General features: G+C 76.7%; 5 protein-coding genes. 1 reads left to right on the plus strand and 4 read right to left on the minus strand.

The features are described from left to right. Positions 1–24: 24 nt before the first annotated feature. On the plus strand, positions 25–1,251 hold the full coding sequence (locus tag LC193_RS03270) for a cytochrome P450 (RefSeq protein ID WP_226071314.1): 1,227 nt from the start codon (positions 25–27) through the stop codon (positions 1,249–1,251). On the opposite strand, the gene LC193_RS03275 is transcribed toward LC193_RS03270, so the two are convergent. From LC193_RS03275 to LC193_RS03290, 4 genes are read right to left on the minus strand one after another with little or no spacing between them, the layout of a single operon-like run. After that, a complete protein-coding gene (locus tag LC193_RS03275) occupies positions 1,241–3,196 on the minus strand; it encodes a Gfo/Idh/MocA family oxidoreductase (RefSeq protein ID WP_226071316.1) in 1,956 nt (651 codons plus the stop codon). The genes LC193_RS03270 and LC193_RS03275 overlap by 11 nt on opposite strands. Then, positions 3,193–4,392 carry an NAD(P)H-binding protein gene (locus LC193_RS03280; protein WP_226071318.1) on the minus strand — a complete coding sequence of 400 codons (1,200 nt, stop codon included), beginning with the start codon at positions 4,390–4,392 and terminating at the stop codon, positions 3,193–3,195. Before LC193_RS03280 ends, LC193_RS03275 begins: the two co-directional genes overlap by 4 nt. Further along, entirely contained in the window at positions 4,389–9,881 is a 5,493-nt protein-coding gene (locus LC193_RS03285; protein WP_226071320.1) for a non-ribosomal peptide synthetase, read from the minus strand. The genes LC193_RS03280 and LC193_RS03285 overlap by 4 nt, the downstream gene beginning before the upstream one ends. Further along, entirely contained in the window at positions 9,878–16,633 is a 6,756-nt protein-coding gene (locus LC193_RS03290) for a non-ribosomal peptide synthetase (RefSeq protein ID WP_226071322.1), read from the minus strand. Before LC193_RS03290 ends, LC193_RS03285 begins: the two co-directional genes overlap by 4 nt. Between the last annotated feature and the right edge of the window lie 53 nt (positions 16,634–16,686).

Consider the following 16,686-nt stretch of genomic DNA (forward strand, 5'->3'; position numbering starts at 1 on the left):
GCCGTCCCAGAGGATGTGAAAACCATGAGTGATCCGCATGCGGCCGACGCCGCCGTCCCGACCTTCCCCATGGCCCGCGAGTGCCCGTTCTCCGCGCCGCGCGGCTACGCGGAGCTGCGCGCTGCGGGGCCCTTCGCGCGGGTGCGCCTGCCCACCGGCCGCACGGCGTGGGTGGTCACCGGCCACCGGGAGGTCCGCGCGGTGCTCGCCGACCCCCGGGTGAGCGCGGACATCCGCCGGCCGAACTTCCCCGCGCTCGTCGAGGGCGAGCAGGAAGTCGGCGCGCGGACCCGGCCGTTCATCAGGATGGACCCGCCGGAGCACACGCGGTTCCGGCGCATGCTGCTCGCCGAGATGACCGTCCGCAAGGCGCGGCTGATGCGCCGGGACATCCAGCGCGTCGTGGACGAGCGCATCGACGAGCTGCTGGCCGGCGGCCCCCCGGTCGACCTGGTCACCCACTTCGCGCACACCGTCTCCAGCACGGTGATGTGCGAACTCATCGGCGTGCGGCGCGGCGACCCCTGGTTCCGGCGCGTCACGGGAACGCTCGGCTCCCAGGTCTTCGGCGGCGGCGCGAGCACCGCCGAGGGCGCGGCCGAGGGCATCGGCGCGCTGTGCGACGTGGTCGAGGGGATCATCGCCGAGCGCGAGGCGCGCCCGGGCGAGGACCTGCTGAGCCGGCTGATCGCCGGCCGGCTGGCCCCGGGCGAGGTCACCCGCCAGGAGCTGGTCACCACGATCGCGATCCTCGTCGTGGCGGGCTGGGAGACCACCACGAACCAGATCGCCCTGAGCGTGCTCGCGCTGCTCCAGCGCCCCGAGCTGCTCGCGGAACTGCGGCGCGACCACACCGTGCTCCCGGCCGCGGTCGAGGAGCTGCTGCGCGCGCTCTCCGTGGGCGACTCGATCGCCCTCCGCACCGCGACCGAGGACATACGCATCGGGGACCAGGTGATTCCCGCGGGGGACGGAATCATCCCGCTATTGGCATCAGCAAATCATGACGAGAGTGTTTTCCCTCACCCCTCCGACATCGATTTCAGACGCGAGGCAAAACCGCATGTCGCGTTCAGCTACGGCGTTCACCAGTGCGTGGGGCAGAATATCGCCAGGCTGGAACTGACGATTGCCATCGGCACTCTGATCGACCGGGTGCCGACCCTGCGGGCGGTGGCGGAGCCGCACGAGATCCGGTTCCGGCACGAAGGGATCGCCTTCGGGCCGGAACAGGTCCTCGTCACCTGGTGACCGCGGGCCGTTCCGCACCGCGCAGCACGCCCAGGTGCGGAACGGCCCCGCCGTGCGGCGGCGGTGGCGCGTGCAGCGTCAGGCCCGCCTCGGCAGCGATCGTGGGCAGGTCCACGGTGTGCCAGTGGTAGTGGTCGCGGACCTCGCGCACCACCTCGGTGCCGTCGAGGACGCGCCACGTGGTGTCCAGGCGCATCAGGGCCTCGCCCGCCGGTTCGCCCGCCATCCACCACTCGTACCTGAGCCCGCCGAGGGTCGCCTGCCGCAGCCGGGTGGGCGGCATCGACACCGGCGTGTACATCCCCATCAGCTCCACGACGATGGGCGCGCCGGGGGCGAGCCGGGCCGCCAGGTCGCGCAGCAGGGAACGGCGCCGGTCCGGGGCGAGGTGGCCGAGGACCCCGCAGGCGACCACGCCGGAGATGCGGTCGGGCAGGACCAGGTCGTTCGCGGCGGCCGGCAGCACCGTCACCCGCCGCGCGAGCGCCGCGTCCTCGGTGAGCCTGGCGGTGAGGATCGCGCGCATGCCGGCGGCGGGTTCCGCCGCGATGATCCGGCAGTCGGGGTAGGCGGCGGCGATCTGCCGCGTGACCAGGCCCGTGCCCGCGCCGATGTCCAGCAGCGGGCCGGCCCCGTGGTCGAGGCCCGCGAGCGAGGCGACCACCGCGGGCCCGGTGCGTCCGGTGTGCTCCCGCGCGCCGAGGTCGAAGAACTCGGCCGGGCCGCTGTAGCCGGCCCCCGGCCCCTCCTCCCCCGCGGCGGCCCCGGACCCCGCGCCGGGACCGGGGGCCGGAGGCGCGGCGGGACCGGACCCGGCGGGTGCGGCGGGTGTGGCGATCCCCAAGTCCGCCACGGCGAGCGGCGTGGGCGCGGCAGGACGGATCAGCTCGGGCGGCCCGAGGCGCGCCATGAGGTCCCGCCACACCTGGTGGACGGTCAGGTCGTGCTGGGCGGCCCGCGGCCCGTCCTCGTCCGCGAGGATCGCGTCGCGGAAGAGGCCGAGCGCCTCGGCCACCGCGTCGGGCCAGGTCCGGGCGAAGATGTCGTCGAAGTCGCGCGGCTCGTCGGCCGGGTCGCCGACGGCCGACCGGGTCGGCAGCCGCAGCGACTCGGCCCCCGGGCCCGACCGGAAGACGAGCCGGTGCCCCGCGTCCCTCGGGGAGTGCAGCCTGGGGTGCCACAGCACCGGCCCGTGGGTGTCGACGAGCGTGAGCACGCCGCCCTCGGTGCCGATGGTGACGCGGTGCCAGAACAGCGCGTGGTTGTCGCGGTCGCCCGGGTGGATCTGGTTCTGCACGCGCAGCGTCAACGGGGCCCCGGCGACCGCGCCGTGCAGCGTGCGCACCGGCACCTGCCCGTCGGACGCGGCACGCACCTCGTCCGCGACGGGCGCCGGGTCGCCAAGCCGCCAGGGCCGCAGCCCGCCCAGGGCCCGGCCCAGGATGTCGACCAGCGGCGCCAGCACGTGCACAGGCGCCGCCGCGTCCACGAACAACACCCGCTGCCTGCGGCGCAGTTCACCCGCCGCCTCGATGAAACGGCGGACGGGCGCCACGTGCGCGTAGTGCGTGTTGACGCGGAACCGCACGCCGCGCCGCCGGGCAAGGCGGAGGGAGTCCGCCAGCTCGTCGGGGTGCACGGGGTGCTCCTGGAGCACGTGCACGCCCCGGTCGAGCAGGGCCGTGCCCAGCTCGCTCCCCTCGCCGCCCATGACCGCGGAGGGGACCACCACGCAGGCCGCGTCGACGTCGTCGGGCACCTGGCCGGCATCCGTGTGGCAGGGCACGCCCAGCCGCCGCGCCAGGTCGCGGGAGTGCTCGCTGCCCCTGGCGAGGATGCCCGCGAGTTCGAACCCGGGGTGCGCGCGGACCGCGTCGAGGTAGAAGCGGCCGAAGTTGGTGCCGGCCACCACCGTGCGCAGCGGCCGCTCGTGCGGGGCGTTCACAGCGCACCGTCCTCGAAGCCGTCCGCGAAGCCGCCGGAGCCACCCGAGCCACCGAAGCCGTCACCGGAGCCACCGAAGCCGTCGCCTGGCGCCGCGTGGCCGCCCGCGCTCTCGTGGATCGCCACCTCGGCCGCGCCGGTCGCGACGAGCCCGTCGATCACCTCGCGGGGCGCCAGCACGTCGCCGGCGAAGTGGAGGCCGGGCGCCACCCGCCCGTCGCGCACCGCGAGCACGGCGTGGGCGGCGACGGCGGCGGTGAGCCGGTAGCTGTCGTCGGTGTGCGCGTGCGCCGTCCTCGACCGGTCGGGGCCCGACAGCGTGACCACCAGGCGGTAGTAGGGGTCGGCGCCCGCGAGGTCGATCTCGCTCGCCCTGATGACGCGGTCGATCACTTCCTCGCGCTGCCGCGGGGTGTCCGCGGGCAGGGTCGGCAGGGCGGTGAACAGGGCGCGCACCTGCCGGCCGGGGAACACGTTGTACCAGTCGGCCTCGGCCAGGCCCGCCGCCGCCGCGCCCCGCTCCACCTCGGCGGTCAGCAGCGGCTGGACGGCGACCCGTTCGGGGTAGTAGGGCACCTCGGCGTTCTCGTCGACGCGCAGCACCCCGGGCCTGCGCCGCCCCTCGCGCCACGCGGCCAGCGGGTGGCCGTACGGTTCGCCGTCCACGCCGCCGGCGTTCAGGGACAGCAGGATGTCGGCGGCGACGGTGCGCGTGGCCGGCTCAAGGCCGCCCGCGTACGTGACCAGCCGCGTCGGGGGGCTCGCGTCGCCCGCCGAGAGCTCCGTCAGCCGGCGGTGCAGCAGCGCGGACAGGCCGGGCACCACACCGGCCGACAGCAGGACGGTGCGGCCGGGCGGCGGCCCGCCGGCGGCGAGCAGTGCCTCGCGCGCCGGGTCGTCGCCGAGCACGTCGACGTAGTCGGCGCCCGCGGCGAGCGCGGCCCTGGCCACCGTGTCCTTCAACGCGTAGCTGGGACCCGCGCAGTTGAGGACGACGCGGCAGCCGGCGGCGAACGCCGCGAGCGAGTCCGCGTCGCCCGCGTCCGCCGCCACGGCGGTGGCGTCCCGCCACGCCGGGTCGACGCGGATGGCGCCGGGCCGGCGCGCGCCCAGGCGCAGCGGCCCCGCGCCCGCCCGGGCGAGCGCGGCGACGGCGTGCCGCCCCACCGCGCCCGAGGCCCCCAGGATGCCGATCATGCCGTCTCCCCTTCGATGATGTCGCGCAGGTGCCCGGCGACCGTCGGCACGTGCCCGCCGGTCATGCAGGTGAAGTGCTCGCCCGGGATGTCGCGGGTGCGCAGCGTGCCGAGGCAGATCTTCGCCCAGTGGTCGGTGATGGTGTCCGCGCTGCCGGGGAACGGGTAGGCCCCGTTGTGCCGCAGGAACGTGATGTCCCCCGCGTACGGCTCGGCGCGGTGCCGGCTGAGCGCGTACAGGCTCTGCTGGTAGGTGCGCAGCGCCCGCAGCAGGCCCTCCGGCTGGTAGGTGCCGGCCAGCGCGGGCGGCAGTGCCTCGCACATGCGCGCGACGCGGCGCATCCTCGGCACGTTCTCCAGCGCGGCGAACGCGGCGGCGACGTCGGCGTGTTCGCCGCCGAGGCCGGTGAGCGCGCCGTCCACGATCGCGTCGGGCGACCGGTCGAGCACCGCGGCGACGGCCGCCCCCGCCCGCTGCGGATCGGCGGGGAAGCCGATCGCGGCCAGGTCCATGCCCATCATCAGCGCGAAGGAGTACTCGGAGAGCAGTTCGTCGTCGATGCGGAAGGTGGGGCTGTGGCTGCTGATGACGGTGAGGCTGCGCACCTCGGCCCCCGACTCGGCCAGGTTCCTGGCCACTTCGGTGGCGATGACGCCGCCCACGCAGTAGCCGACGATGTCGAACGCCGTGTGCCCGGCGTCCAGCAGGGCCCGCGCGTACCGGGCGGCGATCCGGTCGATGAGCCCGGCCGGGTCGGCGCCGAGGAACGCGTCGAGTTCCGGGATCTCAAGGCCGAGCAGGCCGGTCCGGCCCCCGGGGCGCCCGCGCAGCTCGGTGATCAGCGGCCGGTACGGCAGCAGCGTGCCGGTGCCCGCGTGCACGAGCACCGTGACGGGTCCCTGCGCGGGCTCGTCGAGCACCACGATCGGGGACGCCTCCTGCCGGCCGCCGTGCTCGGGGGCGTCCGAGACGCCCCTGAGGTAGTCGGCCAGGCCCGCGACCGTCGGCCGGCGCAGCAGGTGGCGCAGGACGACCTCCCATTCGAGGTCCCACTCGACGCCCTCCACGCCGTCGAGGCCGTCCCTGAGCCGGCCGACGATGCGGGCCACGAGCAGCGAGTCGCCGCCGAGCGCGAACAGGTCGTCGTCGCGGCCGACCTCGTCGATGCCGAGGAGTTCGGCCCACAGCGCCGCGATGGCCCGTTCCAGATCGTCCCGCGGCACGCCGGACGCGGTCGTCTCCTGCTGCTGCTCGGCCTGCGCCGCCCAGGTCTCCATGAGCGCGCGGTCCAGCTTCCCGTTCGCCGTCAGCGGCAGGCGGTCGAGCACCTGCCACCGGGTGGGCACGGCGTACTCGGGCAGCAACTCGGCGCAGCGCGCGGCCAGTACGGGCACCGAGACCGGCTCGCGCGCGGGCTTGGGGCGCGCGAACCACAGCCGCTGCCCGTAGCCGGCCGCGGCCTGCTCCCCGGTAGGGAAGGCGGCGACGACCTGGCCGCCGTCGCGTTCGAGGTACGCGGTCCACTGCCCGGCGTCGAGGAACGACCGCTCGCCCTCGGCGCGCGCGTCGGTGAACGGGCCGCCGTGCTCGGGCAGGAACTCGGTGGAGATCCGCAGGGCGTGGTCCTCGTCGTCGGTGTTCTCCAGCAGCACCAGCCAGCCGCCCGGGGCGACCAGGGCCGACAGCCGGTCGAGTGCCGCGCCCGCGTCGGGGAGGTTGTCCAGCACGCCCACGCACACCAGCACGTCCACGGAGTTGGGGGCGAGGCCCTGGGCGCGGGGGTCCGCGGCCGGGTCGAACGGGGCGCAGCGCACGCGCGGTTCGTCCGCGAACCGCTGCTCGACGGGCGCCCGGTGCCGTGCGGCGGAATCCGTCGCCAGGTAGTCGTAGTCGAACCCGTCGAGCGCGGGCGCGAGTTCGCCCACGGCGCCGCCGCCGCGCAGTCCGACTTCGAGCACCCGCAGCGGGGTGCCGGCCGGGTGGCTGCGGGCGATGGCGGCGACGCCGGCGACGAGCACGCGGTGCAGGGCGCGCGCGGCGGGGTTGCCCTGGTAGGCGGCGGCGAGCGCGCCGGGGGCCGCGTCGGAGAACGGCAGGTCGGCGGGCGCGGCCCGGCCGGAGAGCAGGCGGGGCAGGTGGGCGGCGCAGTCGCGCACGACGCCGAACAGCTCGGTGCTCCACGCGGCTTCGCGCTCGCCGGCCGCGGCGCGTTCCCAAGCCCGTTCCGTGGCACCCGGCTCCGGCACGGCCAGGGCGGAGTAGCCGCCGTCGGCCTCCGCCGTCAGGCGGCCGGCCGCCACCAGGCCGCGCAGCCAGCGCCTGACGAGGCGGTGGTGCGCCGGGGCGGCGTCGAGCGCGGCGCAGACCTGCGCGGCGGTGCGGGGCCCGGGGGCGCCGGCGAACGCGGGGGCGAGCGTGTCGCACATCGAGGACAGCGCGGCCTCGTTCAGCGCGGCGCGGAACGCGGTCAGCGCGGGCAGGTCGACCCCGTCGGCCGCCTCCCGCATGGCCGCGTCGAGCGCGGGCCGCAGCGCGTCGGGCACGGGCAGGAGCGCGGCGCGGTGGGCGGGTTCGACGAACGCGGCCAGCGTGCGGGAGGAGCCGGTGCTCGCGTCGCCGCGCCCGCCGGCGACGACGACCGCGGCGGCCCCGGTCTCGGGCAGGGACTCCACGGCCGCCTGGATCTCGCCCAGTTCGATGCGGTAACCGCGGATCTTGACCTGGGTGTCGGCCCGGCCGAGGAACTCGATGACGCCGTCGGGGTGGTAGCGGCCGATGTCGCCGGTGCGGTAGAGGCGTTCACCGGTGTCGGGGTGCCGCACGAAGGCGGCGGCGGTGCGTTCGGCGTCCCCGAGGTAGCCGAGGGCGAGGCCCGCTCCCCCGATGTAGAGGTCGCCGGCCACCAGGTCGGGCCGGGGCCGCAGCGCGGAGTCGAGGACGTGGAAGGTCTGGTTGGTCAGCGGCGTGCCGTACGGAACGCTCCGCCAGCCGGGGCGCGGCCCGTCGACGGGGTGGTGGATCGACCAGATGGACGCCTCCGTCGCCCCGCCGAGGCTGTGCGTCGCCATGCGGGGCGCCCAGCGCTTGACGGCCTCGGGGAGGGCGAGGGGTATCCAGTCGCCCGAGAGCATCGCGAGCCGCAGCGAGGGCAGCGGCGGGTCGTCGGCGCGCAGGTAGTCGTGCAGCATCTGGAGCTGTCCCGGCACCGAGTTCCAGATGGTGACGTGCTCGCGCCTGACGGTCTCGGCCCAGGCGGAGGGGTCGCCGCGCCGCTCGGGGTCGGGCAGCACGACGGTGGCGCCCAGGGACAGCGGACCGAACAGGTCGTACACGGACAGGTCGAACCCGAGCTGCGCCAGGGCGAACACGCGGTCCCGCCCGGTGACGGAGAACCTGCGGTTGATGTCGGCGATCGTGTTCAGCGCGGCGGCGTGGCTGATCACCACGCCCTTGGGGGCGCCGGTCGACCCCGAGGTGTAGATGACGTAGGCGGGCGCGTCCGGGTCGGTGCCCGCGGCCGGCGGCGCGGTGCCGGTGCCGGGGAGGGTGTCGACGTCGATGGCGGGGATGTCCGCCGGCCGGTCGTCGTCGGCGCGCAGCCACGACTGGGTGAGCAGGACGCGGGCCTTGGCGTCGGTGAGGATCGCGGCGCGGCGCAGCGGGGGCTGGGTGGTGTCGAGCGGCAGGTAGGCGGCGCCGGCCAGGAGGGTGCCGAGCACGCCCGCGACCTGCTCCCTGCCCTTGTCCATGGTGATCGCGACGATGTCGCCCGGTCCTGCCCCGGCGGCGGTCAGGGCCTTGGCGACGCCGTTCGCGTGCCGGATCAGCTCGGCGTACGTCACGGGTCCTTCCCGGTCGACGAGCGCGATCCGGTCGGGGACGCGGCGCGCGGTGGCGAGCACCGCGTCGTGCAGCGGGGCGCGGGGCGCGGGCGCGGCGGTGTCGTTGACGCGGGCGCGCACGGCGCGGGTGCGCTCCGGCAGTTCGGTCGCGGCGGGTTCGCGCCAGGCGCCGGGGTCGGCGGCCAGCCGCCTCATGAGCGCGGCGAAGGCGGCGAAGAGGTCGGCGGCGGTGTCGCCCGCGAGGACGCCCTCGCGCACGTCCCAGCTCAGGGCCAGTTCCTCGCCGCGTTCCATGACCTGGCAGTCGAGCCACACCTGCGGGGTCTGGGTCTGCGCGTGCCTGACCTCGGCGGCCGGCCGGCGCGTGGTGGCCGAGCCGAGGGTGCTGGTGAACACCACGGGCATCAGCAGCGTCCGCGTCTCGCGGAGCCTGGCGAGTTCCGCGAGCACCTGGCTGCCGGTGAACAGCGAGTGCGCCAGGTCGTCGAGGAGGCCCGCGCTCAGCGTCCTGACGCGTTCCGCGAAGGTCTGCCGGGGCCGCAGGTCGACGGCGAGCAGTTCGACGGCGGTGAAGTCGCCGACCAGGCGGTCGACGTCCTCGTGCAGCGGAAGCCGGGTGAACGTGGGCACGTTGAGCGTGAACGCGGGCGTGCGGCTCCAGCGGCCGATCACCTCCGCGTAGGCGGTGAGCGCGGCGGCGGACGCGGTGAGCCCGTGGGCCGCGGCGTTCGCCTCGAACGCCTGCCGCTCCGCCGCGCTCAGCACGGTCTCGTGGCGGCGGAACGGCCCGGCCGCCTCCGGGTCGTCGGCCAGCGGCAGTTCCGGCGGGCCGGGCAGCTCGGGCAGCCGCCGGGTCCAGTAGTCGCGGTGCTTGGCGTACTCGCCGGTCAGCGTCTGCTTGCGGCGGGCGAGCACGTAGTCGCGGAACCTGATGTCGAGCGGCGCGAGCGGCCTGCCGTGGTAGGCGTCCTCAAGTTCCGCGAGGACGACGAGCAGGCTGGCGTAGTCCACGATCAGCTGGTCGATGGACAGGTGCAGGAGCAGCGCGTCGTCGAGCCGGGTCATCCGCAGCTCGAACAGCGGCGGCACGTCGGTGGGCGGGACCCGGGCGGCCAGTTCGGCGCGGACCGCGGCCACGTGGCGCTCTGCCTCCTCGGCCGTGGCGCCGCGCAGGTCGGTGACGGGGATGGGCCGCTCGGGCATGTCCGGCAGCACCTCCTGGTACCCGTCGGGGTGCACGACGGCCCGCAGCATGTCGTGCCGTCGCACGATCGCCCACCAGGCGGCGCCGAGCCGGTCCGGGTCGGTGCCGGACGGGTGCGCGAGTTCGGTGTAGACGTGGCAGGCGACGCCGCCGTAGCGGTAGGCGTCGCCGCGTCCGACGAGGTAGGCGGCCTGGATGTCGGTCAGCGGGAACGGCCGGTGCGCGCCCTCGGGGTCCGGGGTCAGCCGCGTGGCGCGGGCGCGTTCCGCGAGGTGGGCGATGACCTCCTCGCGGTTCGCGCGCAGCAGCGCGCGCCGCTCCTCGGTGAGTGCGCCCCTGGGCGCGCGGAAGCGGAGAGCGCCGTGCTCCTCCCAGAGCCGGATGCCGTCCTTCTCCAGGTCGGTGACGATGGCCTGCGCGTCCCGGGTGTTCGGGGCGTTCATATGACTCCGCTCTCTTCCGTCGTACGTGTGCTGTGGGCGGCCTCGACCCGCGCCGCGAGGTCGGCCGGGGTCGGGGCGGCGAGGAACGCGCGGACCGGTACGTCCGTGCCGAACTCCTCGTTGACGGCCCCGACGAGCCGCAGCGCGGCGAGGCTGTCGCCGCCCTCGGCGAAGAAGTTGGCGTGCCGGTCGCCGGGTTCCGCGCCCACGTGCCCGGCCCAGAGGGCCGCGACGCGGCGTTCCACGGCGCCGGACGGCGGCCCTGCCGCCCCGGCCGCCGCCTCGGCCAGGGCGGCGACGGCGGCCAGGTCGACGCGGCCCTCCGGGGTCAGCGGGAGCCGGTCGGTGAACGCGAACCGGGTGGGCGTGGCGTGCGGCGACAGCAGGCCGGCGACGTGGGCGGCCAGGTCGGCGGGTTCACCGCCGGCCGGCACGACCACGGCGTGCAGCCTGAGGTCGCCGGCCGGGCCGAGCGCGGCGACCGCCGCGCGGGCGACGCCCGGGTGGGACTCGACGGCGGCCTCGACCTCGTCGAGCGCGACGCGCCGGCCGCCGACCCGGACGGACCGGTCCTCGGGGCCGAGCAGGTCGAGCGTGCCGTCCTCGCGGTGCCTGGCCCGCACGCCGGTGCGGTACCAGCCGGTCGCGTCCGGCGGGGCGGCCGACTCGGGGCCGCCGAGCCACAGTTCGCCGGCGACCCAGGCGGGCCGGTCGCGTCCCGCCGGGTCGGCCACGCGGTACCGCTGCCCGGCGAGCGGCAGGAAACGGGCGCCTGCGGCGTCCGCCGGGCGCGGCGCGTCCGCGCCGGGGGCCGGGGTTGCGCCGGGCTCCGGGTCCGGTTCCGCGCCGGTTTCCGCGGCACCGGCCCAGACGGGCGAGCCGGGCACGGCGCCGAGCGTCACGAACCGGCAGTCGCGGCCCGCGAGGGCGCGCAGCCGGCCGGGCAGGTCGCGGCCGACCCGGTCCTCCGAGACCAGGGCGAGCCGCAGCCCGGCGGGGAGCGGCGCCCCGCCGGGCCGGGACGCGCAGGCGGCCAGGAACAGGTCGAGCTGCGCCGGGGTGCCGTTCCAGACGGTGACGCCGTGCTCGGCGGCGAGCCGGACCCAGACGCCGGGGTCGGGGCCAGGCTCTGGGTCTGCGGAACGGTCGGGTTCGCCGGAACGGCCCGGCTCTGCGGAACGGTCGGGTTCGCCGGAACGGCCCGGCTCTGCGGAACGGCCGGGTTCGCCGGAACGGTCCGGCCCGTCGGCGGTCGGCAGCACGAGCGCGCCGCCCGCGCCGAGGACGGCGAAGACGTCGAACGTCCAGCGCGCCGAGTCGGGGCCGGCCAGCGACAGGACCCGGTCGCGCTCCCCCACCGCGTACCGGGCGCGCAGGTCCGCGAGGGCGCTGTGCGCCGCGCGGTGGCTGAGGGCGTGCGGCGCACGCCCCGGCGCGGGCGCGGCGCCGAGGACGGCGGGGGCGTCGGGGTCGGGCCGCCCGCCGGGGTCGCCTGGCAGCGGCCCGGCCGGGAGCGGCGAGGCGAGCAGGTCGCGGAGCGCGACGGCCCGCGGCCCGGCCGCGGGGTCGGCCTCCGCCGCGACGGCGAGCACCGCGCCCGCGGCGCGGGGGCGTTCGGCCGCGCCGGGCGCGGCCTCGCCGTCCGCGCCGGCGGCGACGTACGCGGCGCCCGCGCGCAGCGCGCCGAGCGCCGCGACGACCTGGTCGGGGCCGTGCGGCAGTCGGAGCGCGACGACGTCTCCCGGCCGCACGCCGTGGGCGGCGAGGCCGGCCGCCACCCGGGCGGCGCGTTCGGCGAGCAGGCCGTGGGTGAGCGAGCCGCCCGGCCACAGCAGCGCGGGGCGTTCCGGCCGGTCGGCGGCCTGCCGCAGCAGGTCCCCGTGCAGCAGGCCGGCGGGGCCGCCGGGCCGGTGCCCTGCCGGGTGCGGCACGGCGGGCGGTGCGAGGGGCAGGGGGCCCTCGGCCCACTCGGGGCCCGCCAGCGCGTCGAGCGTGCGGCAGTAGGTGTCGAACATGGCGTCGAGCACGCCGGGTCTGAACAGGTCCTCGATGGCGTCCCAGCTCACCATGACGCCGCCGCGCGACTCGGTCACCTGGTTGTCGAGCATCACCTGCGGGGTCTGCGTCAGGCCGAACACCTTGGCGGGGAAGGCCGCGGAGCGGTCCTTGGCCGCCCGGTCCCCGACGCCCACGGTGCTGCTGAACACCACGGGCATGGCCGCCTCGACGGTGCCGGTGCGCCGGGCCAGTTCCTGCATCAGCCAGATCGCGGACGCCTCCCTGTGGTCGAGGTCCTCGCCCATGACGCGCTGGAGCCGGTGCGCGGCGTCCAGCCAGTTCTCGCCCGGGCGCGGCCGGTGGCCGATCAGGGAGACGGAGGTGAAGTCGCCGACGACGCGGTCGATGTGCGGGTGCACCGGCTGCCGGTTGAACAGGGTGAGGTTGACCGTGACGCCGTCCTGGTCGCTCCAGGCCGCCAGCACCTCGACGTAGGCGAGCAGCAGCACCGCCGAGGGCGTCAGGCCGTGCCGCCTCGCCCGGTCCCGCAGGATCTCCCACCGGTCGGCGGGCAGCGGCCGGTCGCGGCGGGTGAACCGGGGGCGGGCGAGCGCCGCCGGGTCGCCGGCGAGCGGCAGTTCGGGCGCGGGGGGCAGGTCGTCGAGCCGGCGCAGCCAGTAGGCGCGGGCCCGTTCCACCGCATCCGCGTCCGGGACGGCACCGAGGACGTAGTCGCGGAACGAGACGTCGATGGGCGGGAGTTGGGCGTCAGGGTCGCGGTACAGCGTGTCGAGTTCGCTGTGCAGGATCATGATGGAGGCGCCGTCGAGGACGATGTAGTCGAGGCCGAGCGCCAGCCGGGTGCGGGTGCAGCCCGCGCGCGGGTAGCGCACGGCCCGGATGTCGAACAGCGGCCACGTCGTCAGGTCGAGCGCGCGGTGCGAGCACGCGGCGCGCAGCCGTTCCAGCGCGGCGGGCGCCTCGGCCTCCGTCGCCACCTCGGTGACGTGGACCGTGAACGGCGGGACGCCGGGCAGCACGCGCTGCCGCCCGTCCTCGTCGAGGACCGCGCGCAGCATGTCGTGGCGGTCGATCAGCAGGCGCCAGGCGCGCTCCACGCGGCCGAGGTCGACGTCCTCGCCGTCGAACTCGCTGTAGTGCCACGTGCCCACGCCGCCCAGCGGCAGCCGGTCGTCCCGGCCGATCCAGAACGCGCGCTGCACGTCGGTGGGCGGGAACGGTTCGTGCGCGCGGGCCGGGTCGCCCGTGCCCAGGGCGGCGACGGCCGCCTGTTCGCGCACCAGGTCGGCCGCGAAGTCGGCCAGGCGCGGGGCGGCGAACAGCCGGGCCACGCGGGCGCCCCCGGCGCCGCGCGCGCGGAGTGCGGCGATCAGGCGGGTGGCGAGCAGGGAGTCGCCGCCGAGGGCGAAGAAGTCGTCGTGGCGGCCGACGTCCCGGACGCCGAGCAGCTCCGACCACGCCTCGGCGAGCACGGTCTCGGCCCAGCCTGCGGGCGCCTCCGCGCGCCGCTCCCCGGCCGCCTCGCCCGCCCCGGCCAGGGCCGCGGCCCGCGCCCGGTCGGGTTTGCCGTTGAGGGTGAGCGGGAGGGCGTCGACGAGGACGAGCCGGGCCGGGACCATGTAGGCGGGCAGCAGCCCGGTCAGCGTCTCGCGCAACGCGGCCTCGGACGGCGGCCCTTCCGGCCCTCCGGCGGCGACGAGCGCCAGGCGCGCGGGCGTTCCGGTGACCAGCGCGACGCACGCCGACACGTCGGGGCGGCTCGCGGCGGCGGCCTCGACCTCGCCGAGTTCGATGCGGTGGCCGCGCAGCTTGACCTGGTGGTCGGCGCGGCCGAGGAACTGGAGGGTCCCGTCGGGGCGGTAGCGGGCCCGGTCCCCCGTCCGGTACCAGCGGCGCCCCTCGTGGCGCACGAAGCGGTCGGCGGTGCGCCCGGGGTCGCCTCGGTAGCCCTCCGCGAGGGCGGCGCCGCCGATCCACAGCTCGCCCGCGACCTGGTCGGGGCAGTCCCGGCCGCGCGTGTCGACGACGCGGGCGCGGACGTTGGGCAGCGGCACGCCCCAGGGGATCGAGGTCCACGCCGGGTCGACCTCGTCGATATCGAAGACGGTGGAGTGCACGGCGGCCTCGGTCATGCCGCCCAGGGCGACGCAGCGGGCGGCGGGGGCCAGGGCGCGCAGCCGGCCCGGCTGGTCGAGGCCGACCCAGTCGCCGCCGAGGAGCACCAGGCGCAGGGTGTCCCCGAGTCCCGCCGGGTGCGCCTCGGCCGCCGTCAGCAGCATGTCGAGCAGCGCGGGCACGCAGTTGACGAACGTGACGCCGTGCTCGCGGACCAGCCGGCACCAGTGCTCGGCGTCGCGCCGCGACTCCTCGTCGATCAGCACGGCGGAGCCGCCCGCGGACAGGGGCGCGAACAGGTCGTAGACCGACATGTCGAAGTCCAGCTCGGCCAGGGCGAGTCCGCGGTCGGCGGGGCCGGTGCCGTAGCGCTCGCCCAGCGCGGTGATGGTCTGGACGGCGGCGCCGTGGGAGACGTCCACGCCCTTGGGCCGGCCGGTGGAGCCCGAGGTGAACAGGGTGTAGGCGACCGTGTCGAGCGGCTGGTCGAGCAGCGGGGGCGCGGGGTCGAGTCCTTCGGCCGCTTCGAGGGTGAGCACGCGCGGCGCCGGGCCGGCCGCCGCGGCCCGCTTCTCGTCGGTGAGCACGGCGACGGCCGAGGCGCCGCGCACGATGCGCGCCGCGCGTTCGGCCGGCTGCCCCACGCCGACGGGCACGTAGGTCGCGCCCGCGCCCAGCACGCCGAGTACGGCGGCGACCTGCCCGGCGCCCCTGGGCAGGCGGACGGCGACGGAGTCGCCCGGGCGCACGCCGGCGCGGTTGAGGAGCGCGGTGACGCGGCCGGCCCGGTCCGCGAGTTCGCCGTAGGTGACGGGCCTGCCGGTGACGTCGACGAGCGCGGTGCCGCCGGGGGCGCGCAGCGCCGCGCGGTGGAAGCCCTCGTGCAGCAGGCCGGTGGGGAGCGGCGCGTCGGTGGCGTTGACCCGGTCGCGGTTCTCGCGCTGCGCGGCGGGGAGTTGGGGGCCGACCGGGCGGGCCCAGGCGTCCTCGTCGTCGAGCAGGGTCTCGATGAGGCCGCGGTAGGCGCCGAACGCGGCGGCCGGCACGCCGGCCTCGAACAGGGCCTCCCTGACGTCCCAGTTGAGCAGGAGGCCGCCGTCGAACTCGGTGACCTGCGCGTCGAGCCAGACCTGCGGGCCCTGGGAGATGATCCAGGAGGGCTCACCGAACGTCTCCCGCACCCCGCCGTCGTAGATCTCACCGAGGCCGAGGGCGCTGGTGTACACGACGGGCGCGAGCACGGGCGTGCCGCCCGCGGCGCGGGCGAGGTCGCGCAGCACCTCGACGCCGGAGTAGGCGCCGCGGGCGATGGTGGCGCGCAGCCCGTCCTGCACGTGCCGGGCGACCTCGGCGAACGGCCGCTCCTCGGTGAGGTCGACGTCGAGCAGGACCGAGCTGCTGAAGTCGCCGACGAGCAGGTCGGCGCCCGGGCGGCCGAGGTCGCGCTGGAACAGCGGGATGTTGAGCAGGAACCGGGGTTCGGCGCTCCACGCGGCCAGCACCTCGGCGAACACGGCGGTCAGCACCGCGGTCGGGGTGAGCCGGTGCCGCCTGGCGCGCTCGTGCAGCACGCGGGTGCGCTCGGCCGTCAGGTGGTGGTGCAGCCGCGTGGTGCGGTGGTAGCGGGCGTCGGACGAGCCGGGGTCGAGGGGGTCGATGACGGTCGGCAGCCGGGGCGGCGGCGGCAGGGTGTGCAGCCGCTCGCGCCACCAGTCGCGGGCGGCGGCCCGGTCGGCGGCGCGGTCGGCCCGCGCGGCGGGCAGGTGGGCGCGGTAGCTCTCGCGGATGGGGGGCAGCGGCTCGTCGGGCCGCGCGTAGAGGTGGCGCAGGTCGCGCAGCAGCACGCGCATGCTGGCGGCGTCGGCGGCGACCATGTCCAGGTCGATGTGCAGCCGGGTGGCGCCGCCGGGGAGCAGGCTGAGCGCGACGTCGAACACCTCGCCGCGTTCCACGTCCATCCTGCGGTGGGTGTACTGATCCCGCAGCCGCAGCAGGGCCTTCGCCGCCTCGTCGGCGGGCAGGGCGGTGAAGTCGTGCACGGTGACGTCCCGTCGCGCGGGCTCCTCCAGAACGCGCTGCCGCCCGTCGTCGAGGACGGTGATGCGCAACGTCTCGTGGCGCTGGCGCAGTTGGCGCACGGCGCGGCCGAGGCGGCCGGGATCGACGCTCGTGCCGTCGAGTTCGGCGTAGAAGTGCGCGCCGACCCCGCCGAGCGGCTGGTCGTCCTGCCGTCCGATCCAGTAGGCGTGCTGCATGACCGCGAGCGGGAACGCGTCGTCCCCGGCGCCGGGTTCCGCCGCGCCCGTTGCCGCCGCGCCCGTTCGCGCCGCGTCGCCCTCCTCCCCCGGCGCGGCGGCGCGGGCGGCCGTCAGCAGGCGCCTCCAGTGCGCGAGGGTCGGCTCTCCGGCCAGCTCCTCGAACCCGACCCGCAGGCCCCGGCGGCGCCAGTCGGCGGCGAGCCGGATCAGGGCCAGGGAGTCCAGGCCGAGTTCGAACAGGTCGGTGTCGGCACCGATCTCCTCCGGTGGTAGGTCGACCGCTGCCGCCACGGCCGCCAGGACGTCGGTGTCCTCCCACGCCCCGGTCTCCGTGCCGTCCGGTCGAGTCGCCTCGCTCACGAGCCCCGCCGCCTCCTTCTCCACACCCAATGTCAAATGACAATCATGTTCAA

The sequence above is a fragment of the Streptomyces marincola genome (genome assembly GCF_020410765.1).
Classification (GTDB): domain Bacteria; phylum Actinomycetota; class Actinomycetes; order Streptomycetales; family Streptomycetaceae; genus Streptomyces; species Streptomyces marincola.